9 protein-coding genes are annotated in these 17,229 nt (G+C 46.7%); 5 read left to right on the top strand and 4 right to left on the bottom strand.

The genetic code is table 11. From position 1 onward, the window contains the following. Position 1: 1 nt before the first annotated feature. The 5 genes from U5O15_08935 to U5O15_08955 all read left to right on the top strand — a co-directional run bounded on the left by U5O15_08935 (position 2) and on the right by U5O15_08955 (position 12,734). On the top strand, positions 2–1,408 hold the full coding sequence (locus U5O15_08935; GenBank protein MDZ7860766.1) for a sigma-54 dependent transcriptional regulator: 1,407 nt from the start codon (positions 2–4) through the stop codon (positions 1,406–1,408). Between the two features lie 182 nt (positions 1,409–1,590). Continuing rightward, positions 1,591–5,595: a PAS domain S-box protein gene (locus U5O15_08940; protein MDZ7860767.1), complete on the top strand. Its 4,005-nt coding sequence runs from the start codon at positions 1,591–1,593 to the stop codon at positions 5,593–5,595. A gap of 266 nt (positions 5,596–5,861) precedes the next feature. Then, complete coding sequence (locus U5O15_08945) at positions 5,862–8,522, top strand: PAS domain S-box protein (protein MDZ7860768.1); 2,661 nt, start codon at positions 5,862–5,864, stop codon at positions 8,520–8,522. Between the two features lie 281 nt (positions 8,523–8,803). Further along, positions 8,804–11,257, top strand: a complete 2,454-nt coding sequence (locus U5O15_08950) for a S8 family serine peptidase (protein MDZ7860769.1) — start codon at positions 8,804–8,806, stop codon at positions 11,255–11,257. Positions 11,258–11,447: 190 nt separating this feature from the next. Then, positions 11,448–12,734, top strand: a complete 1,287-nt coding sequence (locus tag U5O15_08955; GenBank protein ID MDZ7860770.1) for a DUF362 domain-containing protein — start codon at positions 11,448–11,450, stop codon at positions 12,732–12,734. A 328-nt stretch (positions 12,735–13,062) separates the two neighbouring features. Here U5O15_08955 and U5O15_08960 read toward each other — a convergent pair whose 3' ends face one another. From U5O15_08960 to arfB, 4 genes are all read right to left on the bottom strand, one after another. Next, a complete protein-coding gene (locus U5O15_08960; GenBank protein MDZ7860771.1) occupies positions 13,063–15,174 on the bottom strand; it encodes a hypothetical protein in 2,112 nt (703 codons plus the stop codon). Positions 15,175–15,229: 55 nt separating this feature from the next. Continuing rightward, positions 15,230–16,021: a T9SS type A sorting domain-containing protein gene (locus tag U5O15_08965; protein ID MDZ7860772.1), complete on the bottom strand. Its 792-nt coding sequence runs from the start codon at positions 16,019–16,021 to the stop codon at positions 15,230–15,232. Between the two features lie 148 nt (positions 16,022–16,169). After that, complete coding sequence (locus U5O15_08970) at positions 16,170–16,331, bottom strand: hypothetical protein (protein MDZ7860773.1); 162 nt, start codon at positions 16,329–16,331, stop codon at positions 16,170–16,172. 77 nt (positions 16,332–16,408) lie between these two features. Next, positions 16,409–16,837, bottom strand: a complete 429-nt coding sequence (gene arfB / locus U5O15_08975; protein ID MDZ7860774.1) for an alternative ribosome rescue aminoacyl-tRNA hydrolase ArfB — start codon at positions 16,835–16,837, stop codon at positions 16,409–16,411. Positions 16,838–17,229 lie beyond the last annotated feature (392 nt).

Below are 17,229 nucleotides of genomic sequence, written 5' to 3' on the forward strand. Positions count from 1 at the left end.
ATTGTTGCAGTCGAAAAATGTTCACAAACACAGGGTATTGGTAGTTGACGATTCAGCCGATTTCAGAGAAAGGATAATCGATTCTCTTTCCGGAAACTATGAGGTTTCCGCCGCCGTGGGCTGGCGCGACGGAAGAAAAAAATACAGGGATTATCTGCCGGACGTTCTCCTTCTTGATTACAAGCTGGAAGACGGCTATGACGGGCTGGATGTAATCAGGGAGCTGAAGAAAGAAAGAAACGACAACCTGATAATTATCTTCATATCGGCTCATCTTAAGGAAACGGTTATTGAGGCGGCCAGAACGGCCGGCGCCGACGATATCATATCGAAGAGGACATCCGGCAAGGAGCTCGAGAGGAAGATATCCGAAGCGATTGATAACAACCTGGCCAGGAGAATCCGCATACTTGATGATATCAAGAGAAAAGACTATGTCGTGGAGCCGGTATTCGAATCTCCGGTTATGAAGAAGATCAAGGGGCGGATAAGAAGGTTTATGCATCTTGACGAGAACATTCTTATCACTGGGCCTCCCGGAGCCGGCAAGGGTGTCCTGGCATTCTGGATACATTGCAGAAGTATCAGATCGCAGGGGCCCTACTACGTGGAATCTCTGCCCGGTCTGACTCCCGATCTTTTCTCCAGGGAATTCAGAGGGCACGTAAAGGGTTCCTTTACGGGAGCCAGCAGCGATATGGAAGGTCTGCTCGATCTCGCTCACATGGGCACGCTGGTGCTGGATGAGGTCGGTGACTTAGAGCCGAATGCGCAGAAGCTTCTGTTGAATATAGTTGAACACAGGCCGTTTCGGAGGATAGGCGGAGAGGAAAAATTTTATAAAAACGTAAGGTTTATAGCTCTAACCAATAAGGACCTGGAAGAAGAGATAAGAAACGGGAATTTCAGGGAAGACCTCTATCACCGCCTAAAGACATTTCATGTGCACATCCCCCCCCTCGCTGAGAGGAAAGAAGATATACCGGTACTGGCTGAAGCAATCCTTAAGAGGGAATGCAAGAGAAGGAAGGTAAACGTAGATCAGATCGATTCCGCTCTAATCGATCTGATGCTGAAATACGCCTGGCCCGGCAATGTCCGCGAACTCGAGGAATGGATCAAGAACGGAGTGACCTACACAAATTCAGGAGTTTTAAAGACTGAGAATATTCCCCAGGCGTTGACAAGAGCGGGAAAAATAGAAAATGGGTTGCCCCGCGGCATTTTCTCTCTGGAATATCATGATTTTAAATCGAAAGCGGTGAAGTCCTACCTGGAAAACCTTCTGAAGGCGACCGGGGGGGATATGCAGGCCGCCGCCGATCGGGCCGGAATACTAAGGCCCGCGCTATACCGGCTGTGCAGCAGACACAACGTCAAACCGGCGGATTACCGTAATCTGTCGTAGCTTAAAGGACTCTTGGTGAGCGCTGTCCTTAAGTATCGCAATAAAGGGGCTGAAAGTAGATTGAAACAATAATAATATAGGTGTATAAATTTATCAGGCGGTAAAGGTCAAGTAAAAGAGTGAAAAGAGAATGTTCTGCTGTTCGAGTACAGTCTTTTTTTCATAAATGGAAAGGCCGGTTGATGGAAAGTAAAGATAGTTTTACGATCGAAGGAAAATACGATATCTCCGATACGGTCAATATTGACCGTCTCGAAGATATTCTGAAGAGCTTTGCCCGGGCGAACGGGTATTCATGCGAGCTTTACTCAAACCCCGATTGCCAACTTCTGATCAGCACGGGTATGCCTGTTATATGCGGCGGCTTCCACCGGAAATATTCGGAATCCGGAGAAAAATGCAGAAAGAGCAATCTCAAACTGAATAAAAAAATCAAAAAGGGGAAGAAAGCTGTAATAAGCAGATGCGATAACGGTTTGATCAGAGGTCAAGCCCCGATAGTGATAAACGGGGTGTATCTGGCAGATTTGATTATCGGCCCGGTTCTGTTTGAAAAACCGGAGCCGGAATGGTTCAGAAAACAGGCGAAAAATTACGGGTATGACTCGGAAAAATACCTCGAGACGCTTGAAGAGGTTAAGGTTGTGAAAGAGGAAGATTTTCGCGAATCTCTATCTTTCCTGAGGGAGATAATTGTAATACTGGCAGAGCGGGGATTGTCTGAAATCCAGAGTTCTCTGAAGGTACGGGAAGCGCAAGAGAGTAAGAATAATCTTTATACTACCCTCCGTTCGATCGGTGAGGCTGTTATTTCCACCGACATGGAAGGGCGAATAGCACATATGAACCCTGTCTCGGAAAATCTGACAGGATGGAGTATAGAAGAGGCGAGAGGGAAGCAGCTCACGGAAGTTTTCCATATTGTTAATTCCAGGACAGAGGAAAAGGCGCCCAACCCGGTTGATAAAGTTCTTAAAGAAGGGGTGGTAGTGGGGCTGGCCAACCACACAAAATTAATAGCCGGCGATGGCAAGGAGTTCCAGATAGCAGATTCTGCATCGCCGATAAGAGACGAGAACGGGAATATAACAGGAGTAGTTCTCGTATTCAGAGATGTTACGGATGAATATAAGAAAAGCCAGCAGCTTAAAGAAAACCTGGAGCTTCTCTCCGCCACTTTTCAAAGCATTCAGGATGGAGTGAGTGTTCTCGAAAGGGATCTGACCATAAGTTACGTTAACCCGGTTATGGAGAAGTGGTACGGGGCTAAAATGCCTCTGGTTGGAGGTAAGTGTTATTTCTGTTATCACGGCAGGGATAATCCATGTGAACCGTGCCCTTCCCTGAGGTGCATGGAAACGGGAAAAAAGGAATTCGATATTGTCCCCGGGCCCCCGGAGCCCGATTCACCCGTTGAGTGGATTGAATTGTACAGTTATCCGATCATAGATGAGGAAACTGGAAAGGTGTCCGGAGTGGTAGAGTTTGTCCGAGATATTACCAAACAGAAGAGGACTCGGGATAATTTGAGCCGCAGCAAGAAGATACTTGCCAGAACAGAGCGCATCGCGAATGTCGGCAGCTGGGAATGGGATATTGCCGGGGACAGCGTTACCTGGTCAGATGAACTTTTCAGTATTTTCAATATTGATCCGGAAGAAGAACCGCCCAGCTGGAAGGAACATCCGTCTCTGTATCATCCGGACGATATGGAGCTGCTGAAACGCGCGGTTGAAAAAGCTGTATCGGAAGGTGTTCCCTATGAACTGGAGCTTCGAGCCCTTCCGAGAGGGGGCGGAACCAGGATTTGCCTGTCCCGCGGATTCCCCGACACGGATTCGGATGGCAATGTTTTTCGTCTTTACGGATCGTTTCAGGATATTACAGAGCTGAAGATAACCAAGCAGAAGCTGAGGAAAAGCCGGGATAACCTCGAAACCACTCTTAATTCCATAGGTGATGCTGTTATTTCCACCGACACGGAAGGGCGAATAGCGCATATGAACCCTGTAGCGGAAAATCTGACGGGATGGAGTATAGAAGAGGCGAGGGGTAAACAGCTCACGGAAGTTTTCCATATCGTTAATTCCAGGACAGAGGAAAAGGCGCCCAACCCGGTTGATAAGGTTCTTAAGGAGGGGGTGGTAGTGGGGCTGGCAAACCACACAAAATTAATAGCCGGCGACGGTAAGGAATACCAGATAGCCGACTCCGGGTCGCCCATCAGAAACACTGAAGGTGAAACTACGGGAGTGGTTCTCGTATTCAGAGATGTTACCGAAAAATACAGGATAAGGGAAGAGCTGCGCCGCAGCGAGGAGCTGTTAAGTCTTGCCATGTCAATAAAGAATGAAGGCATTTGGGACTGGGACTTAACCACCGATGATGTGTACTTCGATCCCCGGTACTACAAGATGGCTGGATACCGGGTGGATGAATTCCCCCCGCGCCTGGATGAGTTTAAAAAAAGGGTTCACCCTGATGATATAGAATATGTAATGAACCGGGCCAGTGAGCATCTGGAAGGAAAGATAGACAACTTTAATGTGGAGTTCCGATTTAAGAGAAAGGATGGAGGCTGGATGTGGATTCAGGGGAGAGGCATGGTAGTTGAGCGGGATGAAAAAGGATCCCCAACCCGCTTCGTCGGAACCCATACTGATATAACGGAACGAAAATATGCCGAGGAGGCGCTCAAGGAGAGTGAAGAAAAGTACAGAACCCTTGTTTCCTCGATGAGTGATATGATATTCCTGCTCGACTGTGATGATCGGTTTCAGGAAATACACTCTAAACCGGGTAATGTCCTTTTAGCGGAGCCGGAAGAATTTCTGGGAAAGAGGATTCAAGAGGTAATGCCATCTTCTATAATCGATATGTATGAGAAATCAGCTGAGGAAGTAAGAAGAAGCGGCGAAACGCGGAGATTCGAATACCCTCTCAGAATAGGGGACAGGGATATGTGGTTCCTGGCAACCTTGGATCTTCATAAAGACGAAGAGAGTGTGGTCGCCGATATACGCGATATAACCGAGCGTAAGGAGGCGCAGGAGGCACTTCAGAGGATGCAGAAGCTGGAGAGTGTAGGTACACTGGCAGGAGGAATAGCGCATGACTTCAACAATATACTTACCGGGGTATACGGCAATATCGAACTTGCCAGGCTGGAGCTGTCCGAGGATCATCAATCGTATAAGCATATTGAGACCGCCCATAAATCGCTGGAGAGGGCCAGGCACCTGACCAAACAGCTTCTGACTTTTGCCAGGGGAGGAGAGCCGCTGCTGGAATCTGTTAATATTAAGGAGCTTGTGCGGGATTCGGTTCGATTCAACCTCAGCGGGAGCAGTATTGAAGCGAGTTTGAACCTGCCGGACGATCTGTGGATGGTTAAAGCGGACAGAGGACAGATGAGCCACGTGTTGGCAAATCTTATTATTAACGCGAAGGAAGCGATGTCGATGGGCGGGGTTATTCACATAGAAGCGGAAAATGTTGAAGAAGCAGGAGGAGAATGCGCTTCCCGTTTATCAGGGGATTATGTCATGATTACCGTAAGGGATGAAGGTGTCGGAATTCCCGAAAAGTTTCTCGGGAGTGTGTTCGACCCCTATTTTACCACAAAAAAGGCGGGAAGTGGCCTGGGACTGTCGATAGCTTACAGTATAATAAACAAACATGACGGGCATATCAGCGTTCAATCCGAACCGGGAAAGGGCGCTGCTTTTGCCCTGTTTCTCCCGGCCGAAAAGTCTTCCGAAATAGAGGGAAAAGAAGAAGCGGAGACAGACAGAAAACCCTCAAAAAATCTGGGGGAGGTGCTTCTGATGGATGACGAGAAGGCGGTGAGGGAGGTTTCAGCCAGGATGCTGAAAGCAATCGGGTATAATACCGATTTGGCTGTTAACGGGGAGGAAGCGCTCGAAAAGTATATCTCGGCATTGAAGAAAGGCAATCCATTTGACGTGGTTATCGCGGATCTGACAGTCCCCGGCGGAATGGGCGGCAAAGAACTGAGCGAAAAGATTCTCACGGCAGATCCGAACGCGAAAGTTATAGTTATAAGCGGTTATTCAACCGATCCGGTTATGGCCGGTTACACTGATTACGGGTTTGCGGGCCGAATCGTAAAGCCGTTCGAGATAAAAGATTTAAGGCGTGAGATTACGCGTGTAATAAAAGAGTGATCGAATGCAGGAATGCGGGGGGCAACAGGAACAGGAAGAATAAGTGTCACCTTCCCTGTTTTAATCTTTTCCGAAGGTGATAATATTAATCAGCCGCGAACTTCAAGAATTAATTAATCTCCTGATTTGTAATAAAAATTGGAAAACTCCAAGCTGTTTTAAGGCTTGACAATCAAGCAGGATCTAGTCAAAAATTGTAGCGTAATGTATTGCTCATCCGGGGTATTGGCTTGAAAACGCGGTGAATAAAAAAAAGGAATTGAACAATGATGAAAGACCCACTTCGAGTACTTATTGTGGAGGATTCGAAAGATGACGCTGAATTGTTGCAGATAGAGCTGAAACGAGGCGGATTCAAACTCAAGCCGAAACGCGTGGAAACAGAAAAGGAAATGAAGAAGTCTCTGGATGAAAAGAACTGGGATCTTATTATCCTGGATTACAAACTGCCGAAATTCAGCGGTATACGCGCTCTTGAAATAGCAATGGAAAAGGGGCTCGATATACCCTTGATTCTTGTTTCCGGTTTTGTGGGGGAAGAAAAGGCAGTTGAGGCGATGAGAAAGGGCGCCCATGATTACATAATGAAGGATAATCTGGCGCGGCTGGTTCCCGCGGTGAAGAGGGAGCTCAAGGACGCGGAAATCCGAAGAGAACGGAAAAGGAACCGGGAGATGATCCGCCAGCTGAACTCCCTTCTCGATTCGATCAGCAAAATCAACCAAGTTATTGTAAAGGCGGAAAACCTTGAAAAGATGTTTCAAGAAGCCGGCGATTTGCTTTTGCAGACTAAAAAATACAGGGATTGTACGTTCTCTCTTATTAATGAAGATAACGGCAGGATTACTCCCTTTGTAACGTCCGGAGAGGGCGGATTTATAAAGGGTTGGTCGATTTCCAGAGAAGGAAAGGGACGGGCGCCCCAATGTATCAAGAAAACTGTCAAATCCGGTAAAATTCAAATAATTGATACGAAAAGCTGCAATAAATGCAGTTATTATAAGAAAAGAGGAAAATATATTTGTGTTATGGTTCCAATGAAAAGAGAAAATAAGCTCATAGGTATCCTCAGCATCTCGCTTGAAGAAGGTGTCCAAATTGAACACAAGTGGAAAGAGCTTCTTCTGGAAGTCGCGGAGGACATGGCTTTTGGATGGGAAAAACTTAAAGAGAGGAAAGAGCTGCGGGATAATGAGAATTATCTCAGGAGTATATTCAAAGCCGCCCCGGTGGGGATAGGGACGGTGTATAACCGCAGGTTTAAAACAGTAAATCAAAACCTGTTCGAACATCTGGGATACGGCGAAGAGGAGCTTATAGGGAAAGATGTCAGATTAATTTATCCATCGAAAGAGGAATATGAATATGTTGGAAGCGAAATATATGAACAGATAAGAAAATACGGTACCGGCACGGTAGAGACAAGGGTGAGGAGAAAGGACGGCACAATAATTGACGTTGTCGTGAGTATGGCCCCTGTCAGTAATTCTAAACCAGATGATGAAATTACTTTTGCCGTTCTTGATATCACCAGGCAGAAAAGAGCTCAGGAAGATTTAATCGAAACTGAGAAAAAACTCAGGAAAGCCCAGAAGATAGCCCGTCTGGGATTTTACAGCTGGGAATTCCGCGGCAAAGATTCAATTTGGGACAGTTCTGAGATACTTGATGACATATTCGGCATAGATGATAAATATAAGAAAAATATCGAATCCTGGATGAATATTATACATCAAGAGGATCGTGGAGAGGTTGAGAAACTTTTCATGTCCGCAATGGCGGAGAAAAAACAAAGATTTGGGTTGGAATACCGGATTATAAGGGTAAATGATAAGAAGGAGCGCTGGGTGGAAAGTATCGGGGCTTTTGAATATAATAAGGGAAAACCGAAAAGATTGGTGGGAACCATTCGGGATATAACCGAGCGGAAGAAAGCCGAGGAAAAGCTTCTGGAAAATGAAGAAAAACTGCGAAATATAGTGGAAAATAGTACAAACCTCTTTTTCTCCCACAACACCAGGCGGGAGATAACCTATCTCAGCCCTCAATCTATTAGATTCCTTCAGTGTAAACCGGAAGAAGGTATGACTAACTGGACAGATTTTCTAAGCGATAACCCTATTAATGAGAGAGGAATTAACCTCACTCTGAAAGCGATTGAAACGGGGAAGGTGCAGGAACCCTTCGAAATTGAGCTGCTCGGGAAAAAGGGGAAGAAGATTTTTGTCGAGGTGAATGAAGCGCCTATATTGAAAAACGGCAGAACAGTTTCTGTAGTTGGTGCCATGACCGATATTACCGAGCGCAAAAGAGCTCAGGAGAGGTTGAATACAGCTTTTGAAGGAACGATAAAAGTTATCTCGGATATTCTGGAATTGCGCGACGCTTATACGGCGGGGCACCAGAGACGGGTCGCTCAGCTTGCTGTTGAGATAGCCCGCGGATTGGATCTTGCTCAGGATAGAATTAAAGGATTGGAAGTAGCCAGTTCAATTCATGATCTGGGGAAAATTGTAATACCGTCTCAGGTACTCAGTAAACCAACCCGTTTGACTGAACTGGAATTTATGTATATTAAGCAGCATCCGACAGTCGGCTATCAGGTGCTGAAAGGCGTTACTTTTCCCTGGCCGCTGGCAGAAATTATTTATCAGCACCATGAAGCTTTGAACGGGTCGGGGTATCCCCGGGGTTTAAGCGGTGAAGAGATTATGCTAGAAGCCAGGATATTAACCGTAGCTGATGTAGTCGAGGCCATGTCTTCTCATCGTCCCTACAGAAAGGCCAGGGGGCTGGAAGTCGCCCTGCAGGAGATAAAAGACAGAAAAGGCGAATTGTATGATCCGGATGTCGTAGATGCCTGTCTGGAAGTGTTCAAATCCGGATTTGAGTTTATGGAAGTAGAGAGTACGGTTCTCGAATCTTGATCAGCATAACTTTCGTGATCTGCTGCTTTTTCAGGTTTCTTTATATTTCTGCTTAATTATCCGCGCCGGCAAATATTCTGAAAGTATTTAAGAAATCCGGTCTTATCAAGTCACAATCCAACATGAATAATAATGCCCGTTCCCCTTTTTCTTCTTTCAGCCTTCCGAAGGGGGATGATTAGACAGATAGCCCTTTTTTATGTTATAATAAACATACTAGCATATTAATTATCTATCGGGATATCTATGATCATTGACAGTTATAAAAAAAGGAGAAAAAAGTGAAACAGCTGTTTACTTTGATTATTTGTGTTTTTCTGCTGCTGCCTGTCAGCAGAGCGGGCGCGGATAACGGAAAGATGAATTCTCCTCTTAGTTTTCTAAGGAATATGCGTTCAAAATCGACACTCAGGACGAACGCGAGAGGTATTGTAAAAGCCGGTATCGAGAGTGAAAGGGCGGTTGTAACCGTTAAGTTTGATCATATCCTCAGCCCGGCTGAGATCTCTGAATATGAATCAAGGGGACTTTCTTTTTATTATATCAGCGGAGAAATTGCCAGGACTAAAGCTATCTATCCGGTGAGGATTCCCTGGACCGAGCTTGACAGTGTCAGCGGGAAGAAAGAGGTCCTGCGCATGGAGAGCAGCTGGCATCCCGCTATTTATCCCACACTCGATGTCAGCGCGCGGGAGATAGAAGCTGATTCGGCTTGGGGATATAACGACGATTCAGGTTTTCCGATAACCGGCAAGGGGACCAGAATAGCCGACTTCGATACAGGCATTGATGTATTTCATCCTTCCTTTTTCTACGCGGACGGCGACACTTTTGAGTGGATGGATGTAAACTTGAACGGCCAGTTCGACTGCGGCGACGACGCTGTTGATCTGAATAATAACGGAGGTGTCGACGGTAATGAAAGGCTTTGTTGCTTTGACGGAGAGATAGCCGATTACGCTCATGTCTGGGGGGCTACTAATCCGAGCAACTCCGGAAACGGATTCCAGACATATTGGGACTGGCTGTATAATGATAAAAACGCCAATTCAATACGTGATTACGGCTTGGCAAGCGGATTTGATGACAGCGATCCGACCTTCGGCGAGCAGATCTTCGTAGTTCTTGATACTAATAAGAATGGAATTCTTGACGAAGAAGAACAGCTTGTCGGGTTAAAGACATCAAAGATTTACGCGACTATGAACGGTAGTTCTGTTGAGAGAATAAGAGGTGTCGATCTTATCGAGTCAGACCCTGATGATTACGGTCACGGAACGGGTGTTTCCGGCATACTGGCGGGAGGCACTCCCGGGCTGAACAGATTTACGGGGATAGCCCCGGGCGCTGAAATTCTAATGGGATATTATTTTTCAGATAACCCCCTTTCCTACCTTATCCCGTGGGCGAGATCAAAGGGTGCCGACGTGATGCTTTATGAATTCGGCGGTTTTGTATGGAAATACTTAGACGGCTCCTCCCTCGGCGAACAGCTGATTACAGATGAGAGCGATTCTATCTTCCAGGTCGTCCCTTCCGGCAATCTCGGCCGGGGCGGAAAACACGCGATAGCCGACGCGGCGGGTTCAGATTCAGTGGAGCTGCATATCGACGCTGCCATATACGGAACAACCGCGTTAGATCAGCTCTACGGGACTACACTCTGGAGAACAGAACTCTCCGATCTTATTTTCAGACTGGAATCTCCAATTGGGGGTGAAATAACGATATCCGGAGGGGACCAGTATGTTGACGGTTATTACATCTGGTCGTCGACGGGAAAGAGCGACAGGGGAACATGCAGGCAGGATATTTATGTTGATAAGAACTCAAACGCGGATGTGCTCGGCGACTGGTATCTTACGGTAAGCAACCAGACAGGATCGACTATAGAAGTGATAAGTAATATCGCCGATAATGTCTCCTCATGGTCCGGAGGAGCTGTTTTTGCCAATTACGCTACTGATGAAAGAAATGTAACTTATCCGGCGACCGCGGATTCCGCCTTCGTAAACGGGTCTTATTCAACACGCGGTTTCGAAGGTTATGGAGGAGTCGGAGGAGGCAGTATCGACGAGGGAGAGATAAGCGCGTTCAGCGGCAGAGGAGCACGTATCGACGGCATGAACCTTCTTGATATATGTTCACCCGGAAACTACGACGTCTATTCAACCAAATCACATACAGATTCAGACGGTTATCCTCTGGGGGGATATATGCAGTTCAGCGGCACCAGCGCCGCGGGGCCGCATGTCGCGGCGGCGGCCGCGCTTGTGCAGCAGAAATATCCCGCCCACAGCATGGATGAAATCGCAGGGCTGATTCAAGTTAACGCCGCTACAGACGGATATACCGGAAGTGTCTACAACGATACGTGGGGATACGGCAAACTCCGCATTATCGGCGCTCTGGGTGTTGTTACAGGTATAGAGGATGTAGCTGACGGCAGAACGCCCCCGGTTCTTACGCTGGGCCAGAACTATCCCAATCCATTCAACCCTTCAACACATATACCATTCTATATTCCGAAGACTGCCAGAGCGGGTATCAGGATATACGATGTTAAAGGGAGGCTTGTGAGAAATCTCGAAGAAGGCCTTATGGAGAAAGGCCCTCACACCGCCCGCTGGGACGGGATCGACAATAAAGGGAAACAGGTCTCTTCCGGAATTTATTTCTGTGTTCTGAGGCAGGGAGAGAATAAGCAGTCAAGAAAGATGGTTCTGCTGCGGTAAAAGGGTTGGAATTGGATATTTTATTGAATCGGCCGATAAAGTAAAAAACGTTAAGTGCAGTTTGATTGACTTTACGCCTTATAGGATTTTCTGCCTTTTTATTCTGTTTCTTCTTATCATTAATCTACCCACCTTGTATATTGTTTGATATGGCTATGCTATATAAATAAAAAAAGCTGAAAGGTCGGATATGGAGAAATCAAAAGTTGCTGTAGTAAAGACTTCGCCCCGGACAGTGCTGGAAGATTATTACCGGCTTATGAATCTCGCGGATTACCAGGATGAACTGCCTAAAGATGTTGATACGGCTTTAAAGATAAATATAAGCTGGCATTTTTTCTATCCCGGAAGCTCTACTACTCCGTGGCAGCTCGAGGGTGTCATAAGGACGATGAAAAGAGACGGGTATGACCCCGGTCTCATCCACGGGTGTCATAACAGAACTGTTGTAATTGACTCTCATCTCGGGGAGAGGGAAAACAAGCAGGTGAACGTCACGGATAACCACGGACTCAGGAATATCCATCTGTATGAGGGTGAGGAGTGGATACACATAAGGGACGCAGTCGGCGATTTAGCTGACAGATTTCTGGTTCTTAATGAGGTATATCCCAAGGGATTTATGATACCGAAGAGGTTTATAGGGGAAAATATTATTCAACTTCCGACTGTGAAGACACATGTATTTACTACAACAACGGGAGCCATGAAGAATGCTTTCGGCGGACTTCTAAATGAGAAGAGGCACTGGACCCACCCCGTAATTCACGAAACCCTGGTAGATCTTTTGAGGATACAGAAGGAGATACACTCAGGGCTTTTCGCCGTAATGGATGGAACATTCGCCGGGGACGGCCCCGGGCCCAGGTGTATGGCGCCCTATGTCAAAAATGTGCTTCTGGCGTCTTCCGATCAGGTGGCTATAGACGCTGTCGCGGCAAAAATGATGGGGTTTGACCCTATGAAGGATATCAAGTTTATAAGAATGGCTCATGAAGCCGGACTTGGCAGGGGAAGACCGGAAGAGATAGAGATAGCGGGCGATGTTGAAGAATCAAAGAAAAACTGGCATTTTGCCGGTCCCTTCAGGAAGATGACATTCGCGAGCAGGATGCAGCACATGATATACTGGGGACCTCTAAAAAAACCGCTGGAATGGTCATTAAAGACTGTGCTCGCGCCGTGGGCATTCATAGCGAGTGTCCTGTATCATGATTTTTTCTGGTATGCCGTTCACAAACGAAGGGTGCTGAAGATATTAAGAAGCAGTTGGGGGAGATTATTCAACAACTGGGAAGAAGTTGAACTTCCTCCCGATGAACTTGAAATTCCGGGTTGGGAAGATGTTGGAAGACAACCCGCTAAACTCAAGAAACAGTCTCTGAGGCATATGATGAAAGCCTTCAGGGTGATGGGGACAACCTTAAAGGAGATACCCGGCTTTGTGACGGGAAGACAAACGGGTAAAAGAAGCTGATCATACTTTATCTGTTGTTATCGGTGATGATTGATTAATGGATCTAAAGATCGAATATTCCGCCCTGTAATTACTTCCAGATGACGATCATGCTGCCCTTCGCTTACGATTCCCGCGAAAGCCCCTGTCTTTGTCATCCCTTCCCTGATTTTAGATATGTTAATATCGGAATTTTTCAACCTCAAAGTCGCTTTATATTGAGACTTGAATAGATTTAAGCAGTTCTGATATTTACAGATTCGCAACAAATTAAAAAGGGGGAGCTTGTTGTAAAAAACTCCCCCTTTTGCCTAATTAGACATTATGCCTATGTGATTATACCTGCCTGTTATTTATTATTTCCCATCTCTCTTTCCAGCTCTTCCATTCTATCCCTTATCTCGGAGAGCTCACGCTGGATGCGGGCATCGTTGTCAGCTAGGGAAGCTGAACGTTCGGCAGCTATCTCGGCGTCGGTTTTGCCGGGGTTGATGCTGGCGTTCTCCTCAGAACTATTTTCGCCGCCAGCGAGAGTGGGGGTGATTGTGCCATAGGATGTCGGGATATAGATCAGGGTTAACTGCGGATCCCAGGCCAAGAAGTCCGCCCCGGTATCAAAAAGGTCACCCAGGAAATAATAGGTGTAGGTTCCGGCTGAAGCAACTTCAAAAAGCCCGTGAGTTGTAATGGGTATGTATCTGATTCCCGAAGTAGAGTTGCTAGGAAGTCCAGCCATTATATCCTGATTTAACGGCAATGAAGAGCTATTGTCTGAAACGCCGAAAATAGCTCTGCTATCAGTTCCGTTTGTGTGGGTTAGAGTTAGCTGGGCCGATGACATTACAAGAACATACCCCCCGGCCGGAACTGTGATGCTCCTGGAAAGGATAACAGTAGCTTCGGCACCAATTGTTGTATAGCTATCTTCACCGTCGCTAGCAACGCCGGGTTCATCGAGAATCTCTGAATTTGAGACCGAATTTGCCGGAAGGGAGACTGAGCTGTTACCGGGAGAATCCATATTAAAGTAAGCGCTCCTGCTGGCTCCGTAAATTCCGACTAGTGTATTCTCGGTGCCGGAATAATTTCCATCTACTCTGAATCCGGTTAATCCGGCAGCCCTTGTTACATAAAAATATCCACCTACTCCATGTACGTCAGGCATCATTGATATTGTTGAATTGCCAGCTTCATCATATAAAGAAACTTGTCCGCCACTACTGTAGTGAGGGGAGATCACTGCCAAGGGATCGTTGAAGCCTGATTGATAGAGCTTAAGATTACCTGTATACAGGGAGCTTCCTACGCCTACCGTGCCGGTGCTGTCCACATGAAGCACTTCCCTTGAGCCCGCGCCCAGAATAAGGTTGTTCAACCCTCCCTGAACCCGGATTCCGGCTGAGCCGGCTCCTCCGCCTTCCGTGGCTACTCCGAATTTAAGCCGGTAGTTTTCATCTCCTATCTTAAAGTCACCCTCTGTGGCGTCGAGGTCCCACTGCCCTCCGCTGATATCAAGTTTTGTCTCGGGGGTTGCGTCATCTATCCCTATATTTGTGCCGTCGTTGAAGATCGCGCTGCTTGCCGTCCAGTTGCTTCCGTTGTGCCGAAGAGTCTGTCCGGATGTGCCGGAGGGCAGGGAAGCGCTGCCCGATGTTAGCGACTGCCATGAACCTCCGTCATAGCCCTCAAAGTCTGTTCCCGTCCAGCGCATGGTTCCCGCGTTTGTGCCCGCAGAACTTCCTAGTTTTATTCCGCCCGCGACATCCAGCAGTTCAGTTGGAGAAGTAGTTCCTATGCCCACCTGTCCCGCGGGCATAATTTTCATTCTGTTTGTGTTGTTTGTCTGAAAAGTTATTGAGTTTGAAGATGAAACGAAGAAATCCCCGGTGTCCGCTTTCCTGAGGCCGGCCTGTTGTGTGCCGTTAAAGGCAAAGGAGAGAACATTCTGTCCGCCCGTTGTATTGTTGTCTATTTCTATAGCCGCTTCATTAGAATCAATATTGTCGTAGTGGATTTCAAGTTTGCTTCCCGGGCTCGCTGTCCCGATGCCCACGTTTCCAGTCGCGGGAAACACATTATCGGTACCGGTTACAGCCATAGCGTTTAAGCTGTAAGCTGATGCGGTAAGCGCTGTTCTTGGAGTAAGTTCAGTTCCCCCTTCGACGCTGATTCCGAGATAGTACTGAGTATCGAAAGAGGGAGCAAGCACGCAGCTTTCGCCAAGCACCGCGCTGAATATCCCCTTTGTAACTGTTACTGTTTCTGTGCAGTTCCAGATAGACGAACCGCCGGTAGCTACCGTGTAGAGATTAAATGTGAGATCATAGTCTCCGTCAGCTACTACTGTCCCTCCGTTGTCAGTAAGTACTCCCTGATAATTGATAGTCTTTGGTATCTGGGCCGTCGCGGCGGTTGCTATAACGATCGCCGAAATAATAATAAAAAACGCCAGTTTCTTCATCTTGAGTCTCCTCCTTTTTCTGTTTCCTGTTATGTTAATAAACACTGAATTTACTCTATCTCATAAGAACAAGTTTTCTGGTGATAACCTTTTTGCCGGCTGCCAGCCTGTAATAATAGACGCCGGAGCTGACAGGTTTTCCGCGGAAATTCCTGCCATTCCATTCTGTCCTGTATCTGTCTGCCGGTTTAATTTCGTCAATTAGAGTATTTATTTTTCTTCCCCTGACATCGAAGATGTCAAGTGTGACGCGTCTCTTGTCCGGAATAAAAAACTTGATCGTAGTCGACGGGTTGAATGGATTCGGAAAGTTCTGATAGAGTGTGACCGGTTTTGGCGGAAGTGTCAGTTCAAATGTCGTAGAGCGTACTACTTCACTCTTTTCTTTAACCGCGCTTATGTAATATCTGTAGCTTCTCCCCGGAATTGCGGACTGATCGCTGTATTCAACCGTAGGCTCGGCTTCGATTATGCTTTCGTTGATGCGCGTAAAATTCGCGTCATCCCCCTCAGCGCGGTATATATCGTATCCGTCAAACGGCGCGCCGGATTTTACCGTCCAGTTGAGAAGTACGGCGTCATTGATGAATTCACCCTTAAATGAGACTATTGCCACGTCAACGGCTGATTCAAGGTCCGCTATATACCAGAAGCCCAGCTGGACGTTGTGGGAGCTTCCGCTGAGCCTGTCGGCTGCGGCCTGCCCCGCGGTATCGTAAATAATATTTGTTCCGCTTCTTACCGTCCCTCCGCAGTTAAGTGTCCCGTGCGGTATCAGATATTGAGTATTCGCCCGCGCGGGAAACAGCAGCAGAGGAATGAGAAGCAGCAGTATAACACTTTTCATCTGCCCGCCTCCTTTGTCTGTAAATAAAAACGCCCTCTTAGGTATTTATGCCTAAAGGGTATATTATCTATGAAAAAGGGTCAAACATAATTTGTTTTGGAGTTTCCCCAATTTTTTACATTCCTTTGTATATCCGGCTATTGTTATTTCAAAACCCTCTCGGAAGACGAGCGGGCATGGTTTTCCCATTTCCCTTAGGGAAATGGGAAAGAGCGAGTCTGAGAGCGGGAGACGCTATTTCCTCGCAGGGGAAATAGACGGCGTTTTTGACAATACCAATAGCCGGATAGAAACTAAATATCAATTCCACTTATCAATATGGGTAATTACTTGATAGTTATGTTACTAAAATATTGCCCTGATTTCGAGGAATGTCCTGTAATTTGTTTATTTTTCTCTGGAGGGGTCTACTCCGGATCGAAGCTTTTTGAGTCTCGCGCGGCGCTTTTTGGTTTCCAGTCTTCGCTCTTTTGCCGATCTGGGCTTACGAGTCTTTTTTCGCCGGGCAGACCGCTTGAGAGCGTTTTGAAGGAGAGAAACAAAGTGTTCCACGGCCGCCTTGCGATTCTCACTTTGCGACCTGTGCTTCTGTGATGAGACTCGGAGAATACCCTCCTTGTTGATTCTGCCCTTAAGCTTCTTTATGATCCGGTTTTTTTGTCTTTCGGAAAGAGCCCGTGAAGCGGCAACGTCAAAAAGGAGTGTGACTTTCGTGTTCACTCTGTCCACATTCTGACCGCCCGGTTTGCTGCTTGTTGAAAACCTGAATGCTGTTTCGCTTTCAGGGACAGCAACTCTTCTGTTGATTTTTAACATCTCTTACAGTCTCCCGTCGCTCGGGCTGAAAAATCACCGTTCGAGTAGCCGCGGTTTGAATTCGGGCTGACAGAATTATGTTATTACAGTTAGAGGGAAAAGTAAAGGAAGGCGCTCCGGCGCCCTGACTACTTTGTGTTGATTCTGATTTGTTTCCGCCTGGGCGGTATTCTGGGTAAAATCTTTTTGTGGAATTTTTTCGTAATATCAATTACCGAATACAGATACTCCGAGTCAGCCAGAAAAAAATTTTTATTATTGAGAGCCTGAGCTAAATCTGTTAACCTGTCCGGACATGAAAAAACAAATATGAGGGACATTCCGTTATATTGTTTTAAAATAATGAATCTGATCAATGTCCCTTTAAGTTAAGGATTTAAGACCTGTTTTTT

Source organism: Candidatus Krumholzibacteriota bacterium (genome assembly GCA_034520215.1).
In the GTDB taxonomy this organism is placed as follows: Bacteria; Krumholzibacteriota; Krumholzibacteriia; order Krumholzibacteriales; family WJIX01; genus JAGHBT01.

Bases quoted from the DNA above. Each gene is read 5' to 3' on its own strand.
- U5O15_08940 (MDZ7860767.1), top strand. From the start codon at position 1,591: ATGGAAAGTAAAGATAGTTTTACGATCGAAGGAAAATACGATATCTCC.
- U5O15_08945 (MDZ7860768.1), top strand. From the start codon at position 5,862: ATGATGAAAGACCCACTTCGAGTACTTATTGTGGAGGATTCGAAAGAT.
- U5O15_08955 (MDZ7860770.1), top strand. From the start codon at position 11,448: ATGGAGAAATCAAAAGTTGCTGTAGTAAAGACTTCGCCCCGGACAGTG.
- U5O15_08960 (MDZ7860771.1), bottom strand. From the start codon at position 15,174: ATGAAGAAACTGGCGTTTTTTATTATTATTTCGGCGATCGTTATAGCA.
- U5O15_08965 (MDZ7860772.1), bottom strand. From the start codon at position 16,021: ATGAAAAGTGTTATACTGCTGCTTCTCATTCCTCTGCTGCTGTTTCCC.
- arfB (MDZ7860774.1), bottom strand. From the start codon at position 16,837: ATGTTAAAAATCAACAGAAGAGTTGCTGTCCCTGAAAGCGAAACAGCA.